We start from the raw sequence: 21,461 nt of genomic DNA, 5'->3' as shown, positions 1-21,461 counted from the left end.
CACACCGTCGACTGGCAGCGGCTGTTCGCGCCCGGCACCGCCACCGCCGTCGACCTGCCCACCTACCCCTTCCAACACCAGCACTACTGGCTGGAGGAGGCGTCGGCCGGTGGTGTCGTGTCGGCGGGGCAGGTGGCCGCGAGCCATCCGATGCTGGACGCGGTGGTGCGGGTGGCCGGCGCCGACGAGGTGGTGTTCACCGGCCGGCTCTCCGCGCGCACGCACGCGTGGATCGCCGAGCACGAGTTGGGCGGCCGGGCGCTGGTGCCCGGGACCGCGCTCATCGACATGGCGATCTGGGCCGGCGACGAGACGGGCTGCGCCGGCGTGGACGAGATGGTGGTGACCGCGCCGCTCGTCATCCCAGAGACGGGCGGGGTGCGGGTCCAGGTCGTGCTGAAGGAGCCGCAGGACAGCGGGCACCGGCCGTTCGCGATCCACTCCTGCCCGGAGAGCGATCAGGAGTGGACCTGCCACGCCACCGGTCTGCTCGCCGCCGCCGCGCTCGAGCCGCGCTTCGAGCTCAGCGAATGGCCGCCGGCCGGCGCCGAGCCGATGCGGACGGACGGCTTCTACGACCGGCTCGCCGAGCACGGCTATGTCTACGGCCCGGTGTTCCGCGGGCTGCACACGCTGTGGCGCCGCGACAGCCCCGCCGGCACCGAGTTCTTCGCCGAGGTCGCGCTCCCGCAGGACACGGACCCGGCGCGGTTCGGCATCCATCCCGCCCTGTTCGACGCGGCCATCCACCCTCGGGTCGTCGCCGCGATCGCCGACGCGGGCGACGACTTCACGCTCCAGCTCCCCTTCGTCTGGAACGGGATCAGCCTCTACGCCACCGGCGCGACCGCGCTGCGTGTGCGGCTGGTCGTCGAGGACGAGACCGAGGGCAGGACCTCCTGCCGGGTGCAGCTCGCCGACGCGTCGGGACAGCCGGTCGCCGAGGTGCGGTCGGTGGAGGCGCGCCCGGTGTCGGCCGCGCTGCCGGCCGCGCGCGACGAGACGGCCGGCTCGCTGCTCGGCGTGGACTGGGTCCCGGCCGAGCTGAGCCCGACCGAGCCGACCGGGCGCTGGACCCTGCTCGGCGCCCTCGGCCAGGACGTCGGCGCGACGCTGTCCGTCGACCGGTGCGAGACACTGTCGGCGGCGGCCGGCGCCGATGTGCTGGTCGTCCGCTACGCCGGACGGCCGGGCGGCGAGGTCGTCGCGGGCGTGCACGACACGGCCGTCGAGGCGCTGGACCTGGTGCGGGAGTGGCTGACCGACGACCGTTTCAGGTCCGGCCGCCTCCTCGTGCTGACCCGGGGCGCGGTGGTGACCGGCCGGGACGACGACACCGCCCCCGACCTGGTGGGCGCCGCGGTGTGGGGTCTGCTGCGGTCCGCGCAGTCGGAGCATCCCGGGCGGATCATGCTGGCCGACGTCGACGACGACCCGGCCTCGCTGGTGATCCTCCCCGCGGTGCCGGCGGCCGGCCACGACCAGGTCGCGGTGCGCGCCGGCACGGTGAGCGTGCCGCGGCTGGCTGCGCAGCCCGCGACGGACGCCACCGGGCCGACGGCGCAGCCGCAGCTCCGGCCGCAGGGCACGGTCCTCGTCACCGGCGGCACCGGCGCGCTGGGCGCCCTCTTCGCCCGGCACCTGGTCACCGACCACGGCGTCACCCACCTCCTCCTCACCAGCCGACGCGGCCCCGACACCCCCGGAGCCGACGCACTCGCCGACGAACTCACCGCCCTCGGCGCCACCGTCCGCATCGCCGCCTGCGACGCGTCCGACCGCTCGGCACTGGCCGCCGTGCTCGACGCGATCCCCGCGGACCACCCCCTCACCGGCATCGTCCACACCGCCGGCGTCATCGACGACGGCATCATCACCGCCCTCACCCCCGACCGCATCACCTCCGTACTCCGCCCCAAAGTCGACGCCGCCTGGCACCTGCACGAACTCACCGCCGGCAGCGACCTTGCACTGTTCGTGCTGTTCTCCTCGCTCGCCGGCACGCTGGGCAACGCGGGACAGGCCAACTACTCGGCGGCCAACCACTTCCTCGACGCCCTCGCGCTCCACCGCCGTGCCCACGGCCTGCCCGCCGTCTCGCTCGGCTGGGGGCTGTGGGCGACCGAGGGCGGCATGCAGGCCGGTGACCACCTGCGTCACAGCGGCCTGCGGCCCCTGTCCCCGCAGGCCGGGACCGCGCTGTTCGATCGCGCGCTCGCGGCGGACCGTCCGGTGAGCCTGCCGGTGCGGCTCGACACACGGACGCTGCGGGGCGGGGCGGCCGCCGTCCCGCCGATGCTGCGCGCGCTCGTCGGCGGCCCGGCTCGCCGGGTGGTCGGGCGGGGCGCGGGCGATCAGCGGTCCCTCGCCGACCGGCTGGCCGTGCTGCCCGAGCACGAGCGGCAGGAGCAGATCGCCGACCTGGTGCGGTCCGAGGTGGCCGCGGTGCTCCAGTTCGGCGCGGGCGAACGGGTCGGCGAGACCGTGCCGTTCCGCGAGCTGGGCTTCGACTCCCTGACCGCGGTCGAACTGCGCAACCGCCTGTCCGCGGCCAGCGGACTGCGGCTGTCGCCCAGCGTCGTCTTCGACTATCCGACGGCCTCCGCGCTCGCCCAGTATCTGCTCGCCGAGCTGAGCGGCGACCTGCGGGCGCCGGCGGCGGCCGTCGCCGCGGCCGTCCCGGGGTCCGGCGGTGAGAACGAGCCCATCGCGATCGTCGGGATGGCGTGCCGCTTCCCCGGCGGGGCCACCACCCCCGAGGAGCTGTGGCGGCTGGTCGCCGACGAGGTGGACGCGATGTCGGACATGCCGGCCGACCGCGGCTGGGACATCGAGCGGCTCTGGGACCCCGACCCGGACAAGCCGGGCACGTTCTATCCCCGGGTCGGCGGCTTCGTCCACGACGCGGCCGAGTTCGACGCGGGCTTCTTCGGCATCTCCCCGCGCGAGGCGCTGGCCATGGACCCGCAGCAGCGGTTGCTCCTGGAGACCTCGTGGGAGGCGCTGGAGAGCGGCGAGATCGACCCGCTGTCGCTGCGCGGCAGCAACACTGGCGTCTTCACCGGGCTGACCGCGCAGGAGTACGGGGCGGGCGCGGACGCGGCCGAGGCAGGCGCCGAGGGCTATCTGCTGACCGGCTCCACGACGTCCTTCGGTTCCGGCCGGATCTCTTACGCGCTCGGGCTGGAGGGCCCGACGATGTCCATCGACACGGCCTGTTCGTCGGTGCTGGTGTCGGTGCACCTCGCCGCCAACGCGCTGCGCAGCGGCGAGTGCGGTCTGGCGCTCGCGGGCGGTGCGACGGTGATGGCGCAGCCCATCGGGTTCGTCGAGTTCTCCCGGCAGCGCACGCTGTCGCCCGACGGCAGGTCCAAGGCGTTCGCCGAGTCCGCCGACGGCACCGGCTGGTCGGAGGGCGTGGGCCTGTTCGTCCTGGAACGGCTCTCCGACGCCCGGCGCCACGGGCATCCGGTGCTCGCGGTCATCCGGGGCAGCGCGGTCAACTCCGACGGCGCGTCCAACGGCCTGACCGCGCCCAACGGCCCCTCGCAGCAGCGGGTGATCCGGCAGGCGCTGGCCAACGCCGGTGTCGCACCCGCCGAGGTGGACCTCCTGGAGGCGCACGGCACCGGCACCCGGCTGGGCGACCCCATCGAGGCCGAGGCGCTGATGGCGACCTACGGCCGGGACCGGGCGGCGGACCGGCCGATCTGGCTGGGATCGGTGAAGTCGAACATCGGGCACACCCAGCACGCCGCCGGGGCCGGCGGGCTGATCAAGGCGGTCATGGCCATGCGGCACGGCCTGCTGCCGAAGACCCTGCACATCGACGAGCCGACGTCCGCGGTGGACTGGTCGTCGGGCGCGGTGCGGCTGCTGACCGAGTCCCGCCCGTGGCCGGAGCTGGACCGGCCGCGCCGGGCCGCGGTCTCCGCCTTCGGGATGAGCGGCACCAACGCGCACCTCGTCCTCGAACAGGCGCCCGAGGAGCCGGTCCGGGCTCCGGCGCGGGCCGAGGCGTCCCTGCCGGTGGCCCCGTGGGCGCTGTCGGCGAAGTCGCCGCAGGCGCTGCGCGCCCAGGCCGCCCGGCTGCTGTCCCTGCTGGACTCCGACAGCGCGCCGGACCCGCTCGACATCGGGCTCTCGCTGGCGAACCGGTCGGTGTTCGACCACCGCGCGGTGCTCGTCACCGGGGACGCGGACGGGGACGGGGCCGATGCGGCGGCCGGGCTGCGGGCACTTGCCGAGGGCGTCGCGCCCGTAGCCGTCGCCGGGGACGGCCGGACCGCGTTCCTGTTCACCGGCCGGCCCGCCGACCGCCCGGACCGCGCCCTGTACGAGACGTTCCCGGCGTATGCCGAGGCCTTCGACGAGACCCTGTCCGCGCTCGGGCTCGACGGGCCGGGTGCCGACGGGCGGGGTGCCGACGGGTCGGGGGACGACGCGATCGTGTTCGCCGCCGAGGTGGCGCTGTTCCGCCTGCTGGAGTCCTGGGGCGTCGCCTTCGGCTGCGTGGCCGGAGCCGGGGTCGGCGAGCTGGCCGCCGCGTTCGTCGCCGGGGCGCTCCCGGCGGACGCGGCCGGGAGGCTCCTGACCTTCGGGGACCAGGCCGCGGCGACCTTCGCCGAACCGCGGTTCCCGGTGGTGTCGCTGCGGACCGGCCGGCCGACGACCGTCGACGACCCGCTGGGCCTGGACGGCGCCGAGGGCGTCGCCGCCGCCGAGCGGTGGATGGCCGAGCAGCGGATCACCCGGTTCGCCGAGTCGGGTCCCGGGCGGCTGCTCGAAGGGTCGGTGCCGCTGCTCCAGGACGGCCGGCCGTCGGTGCGCGGGCTGTTCGAGGCCGTGGGCGAACTGTTCGTCGCCGGGGCGGCGGTCGACTGGACGACCGTGTTCGCCGGCACCGGGGCCCGCCGCACGAGCCTGCCCACCTACCCGTTCCAGCGCGAGCGGTACTGGTCGGCCGAGTCCGCCGACACCGCGGGCCCCGGCGTCGGCTCCGGGCAGCACGCCCTGCTCGGCACGGCCGTCGAGGTCGCGGGCCGCGACGAGCTGGTGTTCACCGGGCTCCTGTCCCTCAGCGCCCACCCCTGGCTGGCCGATCACCTCGTCGCCGATCTGCCCGTACTGCCCGGTGCGGCCCTGGTGGACCTGGCGATCCGGGCCGGCGACGCGTCCGACTGCCCCGAGCTGGCCGAACTCACGGTCGTCGAACCGCTCGTGCTGCCCGAGCAGGGCGGCGTGCGGCTGCAGGTCGTCGTCGGCGCCCCCGGTGCGGCCGGACGGCGGACGGTGGGCGTCCACAGCCGACCCGCCGACGGCCCGGGCGCCGACGTCGCCGCGCGGGACCGGACCTGGACCTGCCACGCCACCGGCATCCTGGCCCCCGCCCCCGCCCCCGCCCCCGCCGCCGACCGGCCGGGGACCGAGCCGGCCGACTGGCCGCCGGCCAAGGCCAGGGCCATGGCGCTGGACCGGGCGTACGAGGACCTCGCCGACGCGGGCCACCGCTACGGCGCGGCGTTCCAGGGGCTGGAGTCCGTGTCGCGCCGTGGGGACGAGCTGTTCGCCGAGGTCCGGCTGCCCGAACGGGCCCTCGCCGACCTCGGCGGGTTCGGCATCCACCCCGCCCTGCTGGAGGCCGCCGTCCAGCCGCTGCTGCTCGGCGATGCGCAGAACGGCCCGCAGAGCGCGCCGGACGGTACCACCCGGCTGCCGCTCGCCTGGGAGGGCGTCGTCCTGCACGCCACCGAGGCGACGGCCCTGCGCGTGCACCTGACCCCCGCCGGACCCGACGCGTTCCGCCTGACGGCGGTCGACGAGGCCGGACTGCCGGTGCTGACGGCCGAGTCGGTACGCCTGACCCCCGTCGTCCTGACGCCGAGGCAGGACGCGGCGCCGACGCCGTCCGGCACGGCCTCGCTGTTCGCACTGCGCTGGACCACGGTCGAGACGACGCAGGACGACGAGCCCGACACCCTGCTCGCCCTGCTGGGCGACGACGACCGCCACGACCTCGCCGCGGTCGCGCCGCTGCGCTTCGCCGACGTCAAGGAGGCGGCCGCCTCCTACACCCCCTGGGACGCCCTGCTCGTCCAGCCGTCACGGCCGGACCGGGCCGGTGACCCGGCCGGGGACTCGGCCGGTGACCAGGTCGCCGCCGTGCATCGGGCCGTGGAACGCGCGCTCGGCGTGGCGCAGTCCTGGCTGGCCCAGGAAGACCTGCCGGACAACCGCCTGGTCGTGGTGACCAGGGGGGCGATGGCCGTCGAGGCCGAGGACGACGTCCGGGATCCGGCCGGCGCCGCCGTCTGGGGCCTGCTGCGGTCGGCCCAGGCCGAGCACCCCGACCGGATCGTGCTGGTCGACCTGGACGACGACCCGGCCTCCGCCGAGCTGCTGTTCGCGGCGGCCCTGGCGGGCGAACCCCAACTGGCCGTCCGCGCCGGGCGGTTGCTCGCACCGCGGCTCATGCCGTCGACCGCGCAGGGCACTTCGCCGTCGACCGCGCAGGCCACTTCGCCGTCGACCGCGCAGGCCACTTCGCCGTCGACCGCGCAGGCCACTTCGCCGACGGCGGCGCTGGACGCCGCCGGGACCGTGCTGGTCACCGGTGCCGACGGGCCGCTGGGCGCGCTGTTCGCCCGGCACCTCGTCACCGCGCACGGCGTGCGGAACCTGCTGCTCGCCGACGCGCACGGGCGGCCGGACTCGCCCGCCGGGCGGCTGCGCGACGACCTGGCCGCGCTCGGCGCGACGGCCACGGTGGCGGTCTGCGACCTGGCCGACCGGGAGGCCGTGCGCGCCCTGCTCGCGGCCGTCCCGGCCGAGCATCCGCTGACCGGCATCGTGCACACCGAGAACGTCCTGGACGACGGGGTGTTCACCGCGCTCACGCCGGACCGCGTCGCGCGGGTGCTGCGGCCCAAGGTGGACGGGGCCTGGCAGCTGCACGAGCTGACCGTGGCCGCGCCGCCCGCCCTGTTCGTGCTGTTCTCCTCGGTGGTCGGCGTCCTCGGCAGCCCGGGGCAGGCCAACTTCGCCTCGGCGAACGCGTATCTGGACGCGCTGGCCACGCGGCGCCGGGCCGCCGGACTGCCCGCGGTGTCGCTGGCCTGGGGCCGGATGGTGGCCGGCGGACAGTCCGGACTGCGGATGATCGCCGAGGACGAGGCGTGCGAGCTGTTCGACGCCGCGCTCGCCACCGGCCACGCCGTGGTCGCTCCTGCCCCGCTCGATCTCGCCGCGCTGCAACGCGACACCGCGGGGCTCCCGGCGGTGCTGCGCGGGCTCGTGCCACGCGGGGTGCGCCGGAAGGCGAGCGCCGACCGGCCGGCCGACCGCTTCGCGGACCTGACCAGGACCGAGCTCGCGGCGGCTCTGCGGGACCTGGTGCGCACCGAGGCGGCCGGGGTGCTCGGCCACGCGACCCCGGAGAACCTGCGCTGGGAGGTGTCGTTCCGGGACTCCGGATTCGACTCCCTGTCCGCGGTGCAGTTCCGCAACCGGCTCGCCGAGCAGACCGGCCTTTCGCTGCCGACCACGCTGGTGTTCGACTACGCCTCGCCCGGCGTGCTCGTCGACCACCTGCTCGAACGGCTCGCCACCGCCGACGGCGTCAGCCGCCGCTCCGCACTGGCCGAGCTGGACAAGCTGGAGGCCGTCCTGATGGCCGTCCCGGCCGACGTCGGACGGACGGACGACACGGAGTCCGGGCACTCCGAGATCGCCGACCGGCTGACCGCCATCCTCACCCGCTGGAACAAGGCCCAGGCCGTCGCGCGGCCCGACGCGGTCCACGGCCCCGGCGAGGGCGCCGACCTGGCCGACGCCACCGAGAACGAGGTCCTCGACTTCATCGACAGGGAACTGGGCCGCTCCTCCTCCGCACACCCGAACCGCTGAACACCAGGAGACATGGTGAACGCACCGACCCGCTACGCCGAAGCCCTACTGACCGGCATGCTCGGCACCTTCGGCCTGGACATCGAGTACGTCCGGGCGGAGAAGAACAGCCTGTACTACCTGGACGACACCGGTGCGGAGGTGCCGGTGCTCGACCTGATCGGCGGCTGGGGCTCGCTGATGCTCGGGCACAACCACCCGGAGATCGTGGCCTACGCGAAGGAACTGCTGGACGCGGGCTGGCCGGTGCACTCGCAGCACTCCGCGCACCCGGTCGCCGACCAGGTCGGCGCGGTGCTGAACGGGGTGCTCGGCCGGGAGTTCCCCGGCGCCGAGCCGTACGCCGTCACCTTCGCGAACAGCGGCGCGGAGGCGGTCGAGGCGGCGGTCAAGCACTGCGAGTTCGACCGTGTGCTGCGCATGAAGGCCCTGTTCGAGGAGATCGAGTGGAACGCCGACGTCGCCCTGCGGGCGGTGGGCGAGGGGACGGCGGCGCTGCCGGACGACGTCTCCCTGCTGCCCGGCGAGGGGTCCGCGCCGACGAACGCCGAGGAGTTCGGGGCGCTGCTCGGCGCGGTGGCCGCGCACAACATGGGGCGGGCCGGGACCCCTCCGGTGTTCTTCGCGCTGGAGCGGGCCTTCCACGGAAAGCTCGTCGGCAGCCTCCAGTTCACCTTCAACCCGCTGTTCCGGGCGGCCTTCGCCTCGCTCGGGCAGCCGGTGAGATTCGTGCCGCCCAACGACGCCGCGGCGTTCGAGAACGCGGTCGCCGAGTCGCGGGTGAGCGTGCTCGACGTCCAGGTCCGGGACGGCCGGGTCACGCTCGTCGAGCGGGACTTCCCGGTGATCGCCGCACTGATCGTCGAGCCGATCCAGGGCGAGGGCGGGATCCATGAGCTGACCGCCGAATACGCGGCCCGGGTCAGGGAGATCTGCGGCGAGGTCGAGTGCCCGGTCGTCGTCGACGAGATCCAGAGCGGGATGGGGCGCACCGGGAAGTTCTTCGCCAGCTCCCATATCGGGCTGCTCGCCGACTGCTTCGTGCTGGGCAAGTCGCTCGGCGGCGGCATCGGCAAGACTTCCGCCCTGCTCGTCCGGCAGTCGCGCTACCGCCCCGAGTTCGAGCTGGTGCACAGCTCGACCTTCGCCAAGGACGGCTTCTCCACGGCCATCGCCCTGCGCACGCTGGAACTCCTCGAAGCCCACGACGGCGCCGCCTACGACCGTGCCGCCGAACGCGGCGAGCGCATCCTGGGCATGCTGCGCGAACTGGCCGCCGCCTTCCCCGACGTGGTGGCCGACGTCCGGGGGAAGGGCCTGCTCATCGGGCTGGAGTTCGCCGACCAGAGCCAGGCCTCGTCCCCGGTCATCCGGGAGAAGGCGCTCGCCGGGCTGCTCGTCTTCCAGCTGGGCAGCTATCTCCAGGCCGCCCACCAGATCCGCACCGGCCCGACCGCGAGCGTGCCGAACATGCTGCGGATCGAGCCGTCGATCTACATCAGCGACGAGCAGATCGAGCAGCTGAGGGGCGGACTCACCGAGGTCTGCACGATCCTGCGCCACCAGGACGCGCTGCCGTTGGTCCAGGTGCTGACCGGGGGAGCGGAGGACGCTCCGCGCACGGACATCAGGGACTTCCGGCCGGCCGCGGCCGAGGCGGGCGCACCGGCCGAGCCGGCCGCCGCGAAGGTCGGGTTCGTCAGCTACCCGCTGACCCCGGACATGCTGCGCGAGCTCGACCCGTCGCTCGCCGACCTGGACGACGAGCGCCTGTTCGCGTACGCCCGGCGGTCCGAACTGCTCAAGGACCTCCCGGCGTTCGCGCCGGTCCGGTTCGACTCGCCGCAGGGGACGTCGGTGGACCTCACCGTCTACCCGCTGCTGGTGACCCAGCCGCAGCTGCGCGAGTACCAGGTCTCGGGGCAGACCTTCCTGATCGGCCTGGACCTCGACCGCCGGGTGCGCGCGGCGAAGGCCGACGGCTGCGCCACCGTCGGCCTCGGGTTCGGACTCGGTGCGGTGAGCGGACACGGCGGCGCGCTGCGGGTTCCCGGGATCACGGTGACCGCGGGCGGCGCGCTCACGGTCGGCTCGGCCCTGGCCGCCGTCCGGCACGCCGCGGCCGACCGGTTCGGCGGGCTCGACGGGACGACGGTCGCGGTGATCGGCGGCGGCGGGCGCCTCGGCTCGGCCCTCGGCGCGATCGGCGGGCTGGAGGCGGCCAGGATCGTGCTGGTGGGCAGCGGCCGGTCGGGTTCGGCCGAGCGGCTGCGGGCGGCGGAGCACCGGATCTACCAGGAGGCATGGGAGCGGATCGCGGCCGGCGGTGCGCTGACCGGGATCCCGGCGGCGCTGGCCGCCGAGCCGATCGTCACCCGGTGGCTGGCCGAAGGAGGGGCTGCGGACGAGCCGAGCGGCGCGCGCATCGCCGCCTATCTCGACGACGCCTATGACCTGAACCCGTTCGTCGTCGTGACCGACGATCTTTTGTCGGTGCGGAATGCCCAGGTAGTGTTCTCGGCCCATTCGAGCCCGGTTTCCGTACTCGACGAAAAACATCTCGGAGACGGTGCCGTGATCGCCGATCTGTCCTTTTTCGGGACCGGTTCCGAGGCTTCTTCGGTGGCCTCCCGCAGCGATTTACGCTACGTGCGCGGTGGTATACTTTCTGCCTCCGACCGCGGTATTCTGCCGCGTGTCCTCGGTGCCTCACACGGCGCGGGTGAATTGTTGGCAGGGGTGGCGGAAGCAGTCACTCTCGGGTTGTCCGGCAAGAGTGGATCGATGGGCAACGGCCTCATTACCCGTGAACGGGTACACGCCATTGTCGACCTCGCGAAGCAGCACGGATTCGAGACAATTTCCACCTGATTTCCGCCAAACGCCAGTTTGCCGGCCATCGGCCGATGGTCCGGCCTGATCAACAGAGGGTAAGTGGAATGTCAGAGTCAGCAGATTCCGAGTCGAGGGTGGCGGCGAAAGGTGCGCCCGACCCCCATTACGCCAACCGCTGGTTGATCCTCGCGGTCATCGGCGTCGCGCAGTTAACGATCTTCCTGGACACGACGGTCGTCAACATCGCGCTGCCGTCCGCCCAGGCGGATCTCGGGTTCGGCGACGGCGACCGGCAGTGGGTCGTCACCGCCTATGCGCTGGCCTTCGGCAGCCTCCTGCTGCTGGGCGGCCGGATCGTCGACCTCATCGGCGCCAAGCGGTCGCTGATGATCTCGATCCTCGGGTTCGGCGCCATGTCGGTGCTGGCCGGCGCGGCCAACGGCTTCGCCATGCTGATCACGGCCCGCGCACTCCAGGGCGGGTTCGCCGCGCTCGTCGCCCCGGCGGCGCTGTCGTTCCTGCTGACCGTGTTCAAGGACCCGAAGGAGCGGGTCACGGCCTTCGGCGTCTACGGCGCGCTGGGCAGCGGCGGCCTCGCGCTCGGTCTGGTCCTCGGCGGCGCGCTGACCGACTGGCTGGACTGGCGCTGGTGCCTGTACATCAACGTCATCTTCACGGTGGCCGTGTTCGTCGGCGCGCTGCTCACGATGCACAACCAGCAGTCCGAACACCGCGCGGAGCGGCTCGACCTGCCCGGCACGGTGACGGCCTCGGTCGGCCTGTTCTGCCTGGCCTACGGTCTGTCCAACGCCGACGACGGCGACTGGGCGAAGACCGACGTCTGGGGCTTCCTCGTCGCCAGCGCCGTCCTGCTGGTCGCGTTCGTGCTGTTCGAGCTCCGCTCGCGGACGCCGCTGCTGCCGATCCGGATCGTGCTGCACCGCAACCGCGGCAGCGCCTACCTGGCGATGTTCCTGCTGGGCATCGGCCTGTTCGTGCAGTTCCTGTTCCTCACCTACTACCTCCAGCTGATCCTGGAGTTCTCCGCGATCGAGAGCGGCCTGGCCTTCCTGCCGATGATCGTCGGCATCGGCATCGGCGCGACGACCGTCCCGCCGGTGCTGGAGCCGAAGCTCGGGACCCGCGTGCTGATCCCGGCCGGCCTGGTCCTGGCCGCGGTGGGCTCGTTCTGGCTCAGCCGGCTCACCGTCGACAGCTCCTACCTCGGCGGCGTGATGGTCCCGTCCCTGATCGCCGGCGTCGGCTTCGGCCTCGTCGTCTCGCTGGGCGCGGCGGTGGCCACGGTCGGCGTCGAACCGCAGGACGCCGGCGCGGCGTCGGCGCTGGTCAACACCGTGCAGCAGGTGGGCGGCTCGATCGGCACCGCGCTGCTCAGCACCCTGGCCATCACCGCGGCGGACTCGTTCGTCGAGGGCAAGCAGCCGACCCCGCAGCTGATCTCGGAAGCCGCCGTGGAGAGTTACACGACGGCGTTCTTCTGGGGCGCCGTGGTCTTCCTCGGCGGGGCGATCCTGTGCGGCCTGATGTTCGACCGCCATGTCACCTCGCAGGCGGACCCGGAGGTCGGCCAGCCGGCCGCCGTGCCCACCGTCTGATCCACTCGTCCGATCAACCCGTCCGATCCGCTCGTTCGACCTGCTCGCCCGATGCGCTTTCCGCAGGTGGCCGGTCCGGCGTGACGGCGGATCGGTCGGCGGCGTTCGACCGCGAACCGGTCGTCGGCGGCACTTGGTTCCCAGTGCCAGCCCGGCGGCCGGTTTTTGGGTGCTCGGCGCTGGGACCGCGGGCCCCGAGCGGATTGACTCGTCCGTGAGACGCGGTGCGATGAGCCTCCCCGATCGGGGCCGGCCCACGACGCGCAATCGAAGGAGGACTTCGTGACAGCAGTGGCCGGTGAGCTGGCGGACGGGACGACCGGGTCCACGGTCGACGTGGCGGAGATCGTGGCGCGTACCCGCGAGCTGGTGCCGCTGATCCGCGAGCACGCCGTGAAGACCGAACAGGACCGCAGGCTCGCCGAGGAGGTCGTCGTCGCGCTGCGCGACGCCGGGCTGTTCCGCCTCACCACGCCGACCCGGTACGGCGGCTACGAGCTCCGGATGCCGGACCTTCTGTCGATCATCGCGGAGGTCGGCAAGGGCTGCGGGTCGGCCGCCTGGAACCTGGCCATCGACACCGCGTCGACCCGGTTCGCGCTGACCGGGATGCCCGAGAGCGCGCTGTCGGACATGTTCGAGGGCAACCCCGACGCGTACGTCATCTCCACCGCCCACCTGACCACGACGAAGGCCTCGCGCGTCGACGGCGGATACCAGGTGACGGGCACCTTCCCGTGGAGCTCGGGCTGCGAGATCGCCGACTGGGCCTACATCCCCGTCGTGCCGATCTTCGACGGCGAGGAGCCGACCACGGACCTCGTGGGCGTCGTCGTCCCCATGAACGAGGTGAAGATCGAGCGGACCTGGCACTCGGCCGGTCTGGCCGGTTCCGGCACCCACACGGTCGTCGCCGAGGAACTCTTCGTCCCGGAGCGCCGGGCGAAGGAATTCAGCCTCACGGATCTGCCCGGCGAGGACGACCGGGACACCATGCTCGTCCAGGGCAGCACCCAGTCGCTCGCCGCGATCGTCGGCGCGGCACAGGGCGCGCTGGAGGTCACCCGGCAGCTGCTGGACAAGAAGCGGCCGATCACCTACGTCAACTACGAGGCCGCCGTCGACGCGCCCTCGGTGCAGCTGTGGTTCGCCGAGGCCACCCACCTCGTCGAGTCCGCCCGACTGCATCTGCGCGAGATCGGCGACACCTTCGACGGGGTGCCGGAGATCGACCCGATGCCGTGGGTCGACCGGGCCCGGGCCCGTATGCACCAGCGGTCCGCCCAGGAGAAGTCGCGGGAGGCCGTGGAGAAGCTGCTCGACATCGTCGGCGGCAGCGCGTTCGCCCTGTCGAATCCGCTGCAGCGCCTGTGGCGCGATATATCGGTGATGAGCCGCCACACCGCGCTCAACGCACCGATCATCCTGGAGGACTACAGCCGCGCACTGCTGGAAGTCCGCCCGTCGGTGACCCTGCTGTACTGAGACGCTCATCCGGGGTTTTCCCCTGGCGTCGACATAAACGCATCGGCATTGTTCTGCGGGCGGCCGCGGCGCAATGCCGATGCATATTTCTTTTGTGCGCAGCTCAATAGCGATCGGTCCAGACTGTTATCGGCCACCAGATTTCCACCGGCATTTTGGGTCGGTGAAACAAGCCATATCGGCGACCCCCGTTGTTGACTGTGGACATGAGACGGATCGCCATGGTGGGATTGGCCTGTCGGTTGCCCGGGGCCGGCGACGGCCACGCTTTCTGGCGGTTGCTGCGGAACGGGACCGACGCCGTACGCGAGGCTCCCGAAGGCCGCTGGCCCGGCGCCGGACTGCCGCACCGCCGCGGCGGATTCCTCGACGGGATCGACGGCTTCGACGCGGGATTCTTCGGGATCTCACCGCGCGAGGCGGCCGCGACGGACCCACAGCAGCGCCTGATGCTGGAGCTCGCCTGGGAGGCGCTGGAGGACGCGCGGATCGTCCCCGCCGCACTCGGCGGCGGCGACGCCGGGGTCTTCGTAGGCGCCATGTGGGACGACTACGCGGCGCTCCAGGACCGGCTAGGCGACGCGGGCATCGGCCGGCACACCATGACCGGCACCCGCCGCGGGATCATCGCCAACCGGATCTCCCACCACCTCGGCCTGCGCGGACCGAGCCTGACGGTGGACACCGCGCAGTCCTCCTCGCTGGTCGCCGTCCAGCTGGCCTGCGAGAGCCTGCGCCGCGGCGACTGCTCGGTCGCCGTCGCCGGGGGCGTGAACCTGAACATCCTGGCCGAGACGACCCTCGGCGCCGTCCGGTTCGGCGGCCTCTCGCCGGACGGCCGGTGCTTCACCTTCGACGCGCGGGCCAACGGGTTCGTGCGCGGCGAGGGCGGCGCGGCCGTCGTCCTCAAACCCCTGGACGCCGCGCTCGCCGACGGCGACGACGTCTACTGCGTCCTCACCGGCGGCGCCGTGAACAACGACGGCGCGGGGGAGGGCGAGCACACCGGCCTCACCGTGCCGAGCAGGTCCGCGCAGGAGGACGTCGTCCGGCAGGCGTACCGGCGGGCCGGCGTCGCGCGGCGGGACGTGCAGTACGTGGAGCTGCACGGCAGCGGCACCAAGGTGGGCGACCCGATCGAGGCCGCCGCGCTCGGCGCGGCGCTGGGGCGCGCGCGGCAGCCGGGCGCGCCGCTGCGGGTGGGCTCGGTCAAGACCAACATCGGCCACCTGGAGGGCGCGGGCGGCATCGCCGGGCTGCTCAAGGTGGCCTTGAGCATCCGGCACCGGCTGCTGCCGCCGAGCCTGAACTTCGTCACCCCGCACCCGGACATCCCCCTCGACGACCTCGGGCTGACGGTGCAGACCGAGCTGACGCCCTGGCCGGAACCGGACCGGCCGCTGGTGGCCGGCGTCAGCTCCTGGGGCATGGGCGGCACCAACTGCCACCTGGTGATCGCCGAACCCCCGCCGACCGGCCAGGCGACCGGCCGCTCGACCGGCCGCTCGACCGGCCCCGTGACCCGTACGCCCGAGGCGGCCGGCGCGCTGGCGTGGCCGCTCTCCGGCCGCACCGACGCGGCGCTCCGCGCCCAGGCCGCCCGGCTGCTGTCCTTCGCCGAGGAACGGACCGACCCCGCCGCCGACATCGGCCTGTCCCTCGCCACCACCAGGACCGCCTTCCGCCGCCGTGCCGTCGTCGTCGGCGACGACCGCGCCGAACTGCTGCACCGGCTCGCCGCGTTCGCCGAGGGCAGTGCCGCCGCCGGCGTGGTCGAGGGACGGACCACGGCCGCCGGGAAGGTGGTGTTCGCCTTCCCCGGGCAGGGCGCGCAGTGGGCCGGCATGGCCGTCGGACTGCTGGACGACGTACCGGAGTTCGCCGAGTCGATACGCGCCTGCGAGGAGGCGTTCGCACCCCACGTCGACTGGTCGCTGAGCGAGGTGCTGCGCGACCCGGCCGCACTGGAGCGGGTGGACGTCGTCCAGCCCGCGCTGTTCGCGGTCATGGTGTCGCTGGCCGCCCTCTGGCGGTCCTGCGGGGTCGAGCCGGCCGCGGTCGTCGGGCACAGCCAGGGCGAGATAGCCGCCGCGTGCGTGGCGGGCGCCCTGTCGCTCGACGACGCGGCGCGAGTGGTGACCTTGCGCAGTCAGGCGCTGTCCGCGCTGTCCGGGCAGGGCGCGATGGTGTCGGTGCTGCTGTCGGCCGACGACGTCCGCGAGCGGATCGCCGGGACGAACGGCGCGGTGTCGGTCGCGGCCGCCAACGGCCCCTCGTCGGTGGTGCTTTCGGGTGATCCCGAGGCGCTGGACGCACTGGTCGAGCGGTGGACCGCGGAGGGCGTCGAGACCCGTCGGATCGCCGTCGACTACGCCTCCCACTCACCCCAGGTGGAACAGATCCGCGAGCGCCTGCTCACCGTGCTGGACGGCATCCGGCCGAAGTCGTCGCCCGTGCCGTTCTACTCCACCGTGACCGGCGCACCGCTGGACACCGCCGGGCTGGACGCCGCGTACTGGTACCGCAACCTGCGGCAGACCGTCGAACTGGAGCGGGCCACCGAGGCCCTGGTGCGCGACGGCCACACGGTGTTCGTCGAGTGCAGCCCGCACCCGGTGCTGCTGCCGGCCCTGCGGGACACGATGGCGCAGACCGGGCTGGAGTCCGGCGTGGTCACCGGGTCGCTGCGGCGGCGCGAGGGCGGGCCGAAACGCTTCCTGGCGTCGCTCGCCGAACTGCATGTGCGCGGTGTCGCGGTGGACTGGTCCCGGGTGTTCGCCCTGCGCGGCGCCCGCACCGTGAGCCTGCCCGGCTACGCCTTCCAGCGCGAGCGCCACTGGCTCACCGAGCCCGCCGACGGGACGGCCGCGCGGACCGCCGATCGGGCCGCGGCCCCCGTCCCGGCCGCCTCGGCGACGGCCGCCGCGCCTGCTGCCCGGCCCGAGCTGCTCGGGCTGGTCCGGTCGACTCTCGCGGTCGTCCTCGGCCACTCGGACGGCGACGCGGTGGACGCCGGCACGACCTTCAAGGAACTCGGCGTCGACTCGCTGTCCTCCGTGGAGCTGCGGGACCGGCTGAGCGCGGCGATCGGACGCACCCTGCCCACCGGCGTGCTGTTCGGCCATCCGACCCCGGCCGAACTCGCCGACCACCTGCGGACGTTGACCTCGGCCGACGAGGAGCCCACCGCCGCCGAACCCGCCGCCGCCGAACCCGCCCTCCCCGCCGTCCCGGCCGCTGTGGCCGCGGCCGACGACCCGATCGCGATCGTCGGGATGGCCTGTCGGCTCCCCGGCGGCGTCGCCTCCCCGGACGACCTGTGGCGGCTGGTCATGGACGGGACCGACGCGATCTCCGAGTTCCCCGCCAACCGCGGCTGGGACACCGACCGCCTCTACGACCCCGACCCGGAACGGGCGGGCACGTCCTACACCCGGCACGGCGGCTTCCTGCACGACGCCGACCAGTTCGACCCCGAGTTCTTCGGCATCTCGCCCCGGGAGGCGCTCGCCATGGACCCCCAGCAGCGGCTGCTGCTGGAGACGTCCTGGGAGGCACTGGAACGGGCCGGCATCGACCCCGGCGGCCAACGCGGCACGCCCATGGGCGTCTTCGTCGGCGCCATGGCCCAGGACTACGGCCCCCGGCTGCACGCCGCGCACGCCGAGTCCGACGGCTACCGGCTGACCGGCAGCACGATCAGCGTCGCGTCCGGCCGGATCGCCTACACGCTCGGCCTCCAGGGCCCAGCCGTCACCGTGGACACCGCCTGCTCCTCGTCGCTCGTCGCGCTGCATCTCGCCGCGCAGGCCCTGCGCGCCGGGGAGTGCTCGCTGGCCCTGGCCGGCGGCGTCGCGGTGATGTCCACGCCCGGGATGTTCGTCGAGTTCAGCCGCCAGCGCGGACTGGCCGAGGACGGGCGCTGCAAGGCGTTCTCCGCCGCCGCCGACGGCACCGGATGGTCCGAGGGCGCGGGGATCGTCGTCCTCGAACGGCTGTCGGACGCGCGGCGCAACGGCCACCGGGTGCTGGCCCTCGTGCGGGGCAGCGCCACCAACCAGGACGGGGCGTCGAACGGGCTCACCGCGCCCAACGGGGTCGCCCAGGAACGGGTGATCCGGCAGGCGCTCGCCGGCGCCGGGATGTCCGCGGCGGACGTGGACGTCGTCGAGGCGCACGGCACCGGGACGACGCTCGGCGACCCGATCGAGGCCGAGGCGCTCGCCGCCACCTACGGCCGCGACCGGGAGCCGGGCCGCCCGCTGCTGCTCGGATCGCTGAAGTCCAACATCGGCCACACCCAGGCCGCCGCCGGGGTGGCCGGAGTCATCAAGACGGTGCAGGCGCTGCGGCACGGGGTGGTGCCGAGGACCCTGCACGCCGACGAACCGACCCCGCACATCGACTGGTCCGCCGGCGCGCTGGCGCTGGTCACCGAGGCGCGGGAGTGGCCGCGCACCGGCCGGGCCCGCCGCGCCGCGGTCTCCTCCTTCGGCATCAGCGGCACCAACGCCCACGTCATCCTCGAAGAGGCCCCGCCGGAGTACCCGCCCGGCGCGCGGCGCCTCGCCCCCGCGCTGCCCTGGGCGTTCTCCGCGAGCAGCGAGGACGCGGTGAGCGCCCAGGCCGCCGCCCTGCTCTCGTTCGTGGACGCGAATCCCGGGCTGGACCCGGCGGACACCGCCCTCTCGCTGGCCACCGCCCGCGCCGGGCTGCCGCACCGCGCCGCCGTCGTCGGGGCGGACCTGCCCGCGCTGCGCCGCGGCCTGATCGCGCTCGCCGCGGGCACCGAGGCGCACGGCGTGGTGCGCGGCACCGCGCAGGAGGCCGGCAAGGTCGTGTTCGTCTTCCCCGGCCAAGGCGCGCAGTGGACCGGGATGGCGGCCGAACTGCTCGACTCCGCACCGGTGTTCGCCGAGTCGATGCAGGCCTGCGCGGACGCCCTCGCCCCCCACGTCGACTGGAACCTGTTCGAGGCGCTGCGCGACCCGGCCGCGCTGGAGCGGGTCGACGTCGTGCAGCCCGCGCTGTTCGCGGTGATGGTGTCGCTGGCCGCCCTCTGGCGCTCCCACGGTGTACGGCCGTCCGCGGTGGTGGGTCATTCGCAGGGGGAGATCGCGGCCGCCTGTGTCGCCGGGGCGCTCGGCCTCGCGGACGCGGCGAAGGTCGTCGCCCTGCGCAGCAAGGCCATCCTGGCGCTGTCCGGCGCCGGCGGGATGGTCTCGGTCGCCCTGTCCGAGGCCGAGGCCGCCGAACGCCTTGCCCGGTGGGACGGCCGGATCTCGGTGGCGGTCGTCAACGCCCCCGGATCCGTCGTCGTCGCGGGCGACCTGGACGCGCTGGACGAACTCGTCGCCGAGTGCGAGGCCGCCGAGGTGCGGGTCAAGCGGCTGCCGGTGGACTACGCGTCGCACTCGGCGCAGGTGGAGCGGATCGCGGACGAACTGGCCGCCGTCCTGACCGGGCTGACCCCCCGTCCGTCGGCGATCCCGTTCTACTCCACGGTGACCGCCGGCCCGCTGGACACCACCGGCCTGGACGGCGGCTACTGGTATCGCAACCTGCGCCGACAGGTCCGCTTCGCCGAGACGGTCGGGGTGCTGGCCGAGCACGGGCACTCGGTGTTCATCGAGGTCAGCCCGCATCCGGTGCTGACGGCGGCGGTCGAGGACGGGACGGAGCACGCGGTCGCCGTCGGCTCCCTGCGCCGCGACGACGGCGGCCTGGAGCGGTTCCTGACCTCGCTGGCCGACGCCTACACGCGGGGCGTGAACCCCGACTGGCGGGCCGTCCTCCCCGGCGCCCGGCAGATCGACGTGCCCACCTCCGTGTTCCGGCGGCGGCGCTTCTGGCTCGAACCGACGCCGGCCGGCGACCCGGCGGACGTCGCGGCGGCGGGCCTCGCCGCGGCGGACCACCCGCTGCTCGGCGCCGTCGTGGAACTCCCGGACTCCGGCGGCCTGGTCCTGACCGGCCGGCTCTCCCTGCGGGCCCAGCCATGGCTGGGCGACCACGGGCTCGGCGAGTCGGTGCTGCTGCCCGGCGCCGCCTTCGTCGAGCTGGCCGTCCGCGCGGGCGACGAGGCGGGCTGCGCGGAGGTGGCGGAGCTGACCTGCGAGACCCCGCTGGTCCTGCCCTCGCAGGGCGCGGTCGACATCCGGGTCACGGTCGGCGACGAGGACGCGGCCGGCCGCCGCGAACTGGCCGTCCACGCCCGCCCCGCCGACGGCTCCGGCGAGTGGCGCAGACACGCGAGCGGGGTGCTCGCCGACGCGGCCGTCCACCCGGCGGCCGAGGAGTTCGACCTGGCCTCCTGGCCGCCGCCGGGCGCGGTCGCGGTGGAGTGGGACGGCGGCTACGAGCGCTGGACCGAGCTCGGCTACCGGTACGGCCCCTCGTTCCGGGGCCTGCGCTCCTGGTGGCGGCGGGGCGCCGAGATCTTCGCCGAGGTCGCGCTGCCGAAGGAGATCGAGGCGGACGCCGGCCGGTTCGGGCTGCACCCGGCGCTCCTGGACGCCGCGCTGCACGCCGCCGTCGCGGACGGCCCGCACTGCCGGCTGCCGTTCTCCTGGCAGGGCGTGTCGCTGCGGGCCACCGGCGCGTCCGCACTGCGCGTGCGGATCTCCCCGGACGGCCCGGACACGGTCGCCCTGCGGCTCGCCGACGCGACCGGGGCGCCGGTGGCGTCCGTCGAGTCGCTGGCGCTGCGCCCGCTCCCGGCAGGCGCGCCCGCCGCCGGACCGCCGGACGCGTTGTTCCGCGTGGACTGGACCGAGCCACAGCTGCCCGAGACCTCCTTCGACCCCCGACCGCCCTGGGCGTTCGTCGGCGCCGACGACCTCGGGATCACCCGCGGGGGAGAGCCCTCCCACGCCGATCTCGGCGCGCTCGCCGACCACGGACCGGTCCCGGACACGGTGTGCGCCGCGCTGACCGGCGAGCCCACCGCGGGCGGCGCCCACGCCGTGGCCGGCCGGGCGCTGCGCCTGATCCAGGAGTGGCTCGCCGACGAGCGGTTCGCCGACGCACGGCTGGTGCTGCTCACCCGCGACGCGGTGGTCGTGGACCCGGCCGAGACGGACGTCCTCGGCGCGGCGGGCGCCGCGGTGTGGGGCATGGTCCGCTCGGCCCAGCGGGAGCACCCCGACCGGTTCGTCGTCGTCGACCTGGACGGTCACGAGGCGTCCGTCGCGGCACTGCCCGCCGCCCTGGCCACCGGCGAACCCCAACTAGCCCTCCGCAAGGGCCGCCCCGCCGTACCCCGACTGACCAGGATCACCGTCCTACCTACGCCCCGCCGGGACCTCGCGGCGGACGCGGCGCAGCCGGCGGCTCTGGCTGCCGCGGAGCCGCAGCTCGCTGCCCTGGGCAGCGGGGAGCCGCAGCCCGCCACTCGGGCTCCCGGCGAGCGGCAGCCCGTCGCTCTGGTCACGGGTGAGCCGCTGCCGGTCGCTCTGGCTGCCGGGGAGCCGCTGCCGGCCGCCCTGGCCACCGGGGAGCTGCTGCCGACTGCTCTGGTCACGGCGGAGCCGCAGCCCGCCACTCGGGCTCCCGGCGAGCGGCAGCCCGTCGCTCTGGTCACGGGTGAGCCGCTGCCGGTCGCTCTGGCTGCCGGGGAGC

The 21,461-nt window shown here is 74.3% G+C and carries 5 protein-coding genes; all 5 read left to right on the top strand.

Translation table 11 applies throughout. The features are described 5' to 3' along the window. On the top strand, positions 1 to 7,905 hold a 7,905-nt coding region (locus ACWCPF_RS20175; RefSeq protein WP_451046407.1), incomplete at its 5' end, for an SDR family NAD(P)-dependent oxidoreductase. A 12-nt stretch (positions 7,906 to 7,917) separates the two neighbouring features. After that, the gene (locus tag ACWCPF_RS20170) at positions 7,918 to 10,776 is read left to right on the top strand and encodes an aminotransferase class III-fold pyridoxal phosphate-dependent enzyme (RefSeq protein ID WP_451046406.1); all 2,859 of its coding nucleotides are present in this window, start codon (positions 7,918 to 7,920) and stop codon (positions 10,774 to 10,776) included. Between the two features lie 68 nt (positions 10,777 to 10,844). Next, positions 10,845 to 12,356, top strand: a complete 1,512-nt coding sequence (locus tag ACWCPF_RS20165) for an MFS transporter (RefSeq protein WP_451046405.1) — start codon at positions 10,845 to 10,847, stop codon at positions 12,354 to 12,356. A gap of 282 nt (positions 12,357 to 12,638) precedes the next feature. Further along, positions 12,639 to 13,841 carry an acyl-CoA dehydrogenase family protein gene (locus tag ACWCPF_RS20160; RefSeq protein ID WP_451046404.1) on the top strand — a complete coding sequence of 401 codons (1,203 nt, stop codon included), beginning with the start codon at positions 12,639 to 12,641 and terminating at the stop codon, positions 13,839 to 13,841. Between the two features lie 206 nt (positions 13,842 to 14,047). Further along, positions 14,048 to 21,461, top strand: a 7,414-nt coding sequence (locus ACWCPF_RS20155; RefSeq protein ID WP_451046403.1) for an acyltransferase domain-containing protein, incomplete at its 3' end; no start/stop codon positions are given.

Source organism: Streptomyces sp. NPDC001858 (assembly GCF_053594615.1).
Note: the sequence above shows the minus strand (reverse complement) of the source record. Positions and strands in the feature narration are given on the sequence as shown.

What these genes read in the sequence shown, in the direction of transcription:
- ACWCPF_RS20165 (WP_451046405.1), top strand. Translation starts at nt 10,845, where the DNA reads ATGTCAGAGTCAGCAGATTCCGAGTCGAGGGTGGCGGCGAAAGGTGCG.
- ACWCPF_RS20170 (WP_451046406.1), top strand. Translation starts at nt 7,918, where the DNA reads ATGGTGAACGCACCGACCCGCTACGCCGAAGCCCTACTGACCGGCATG.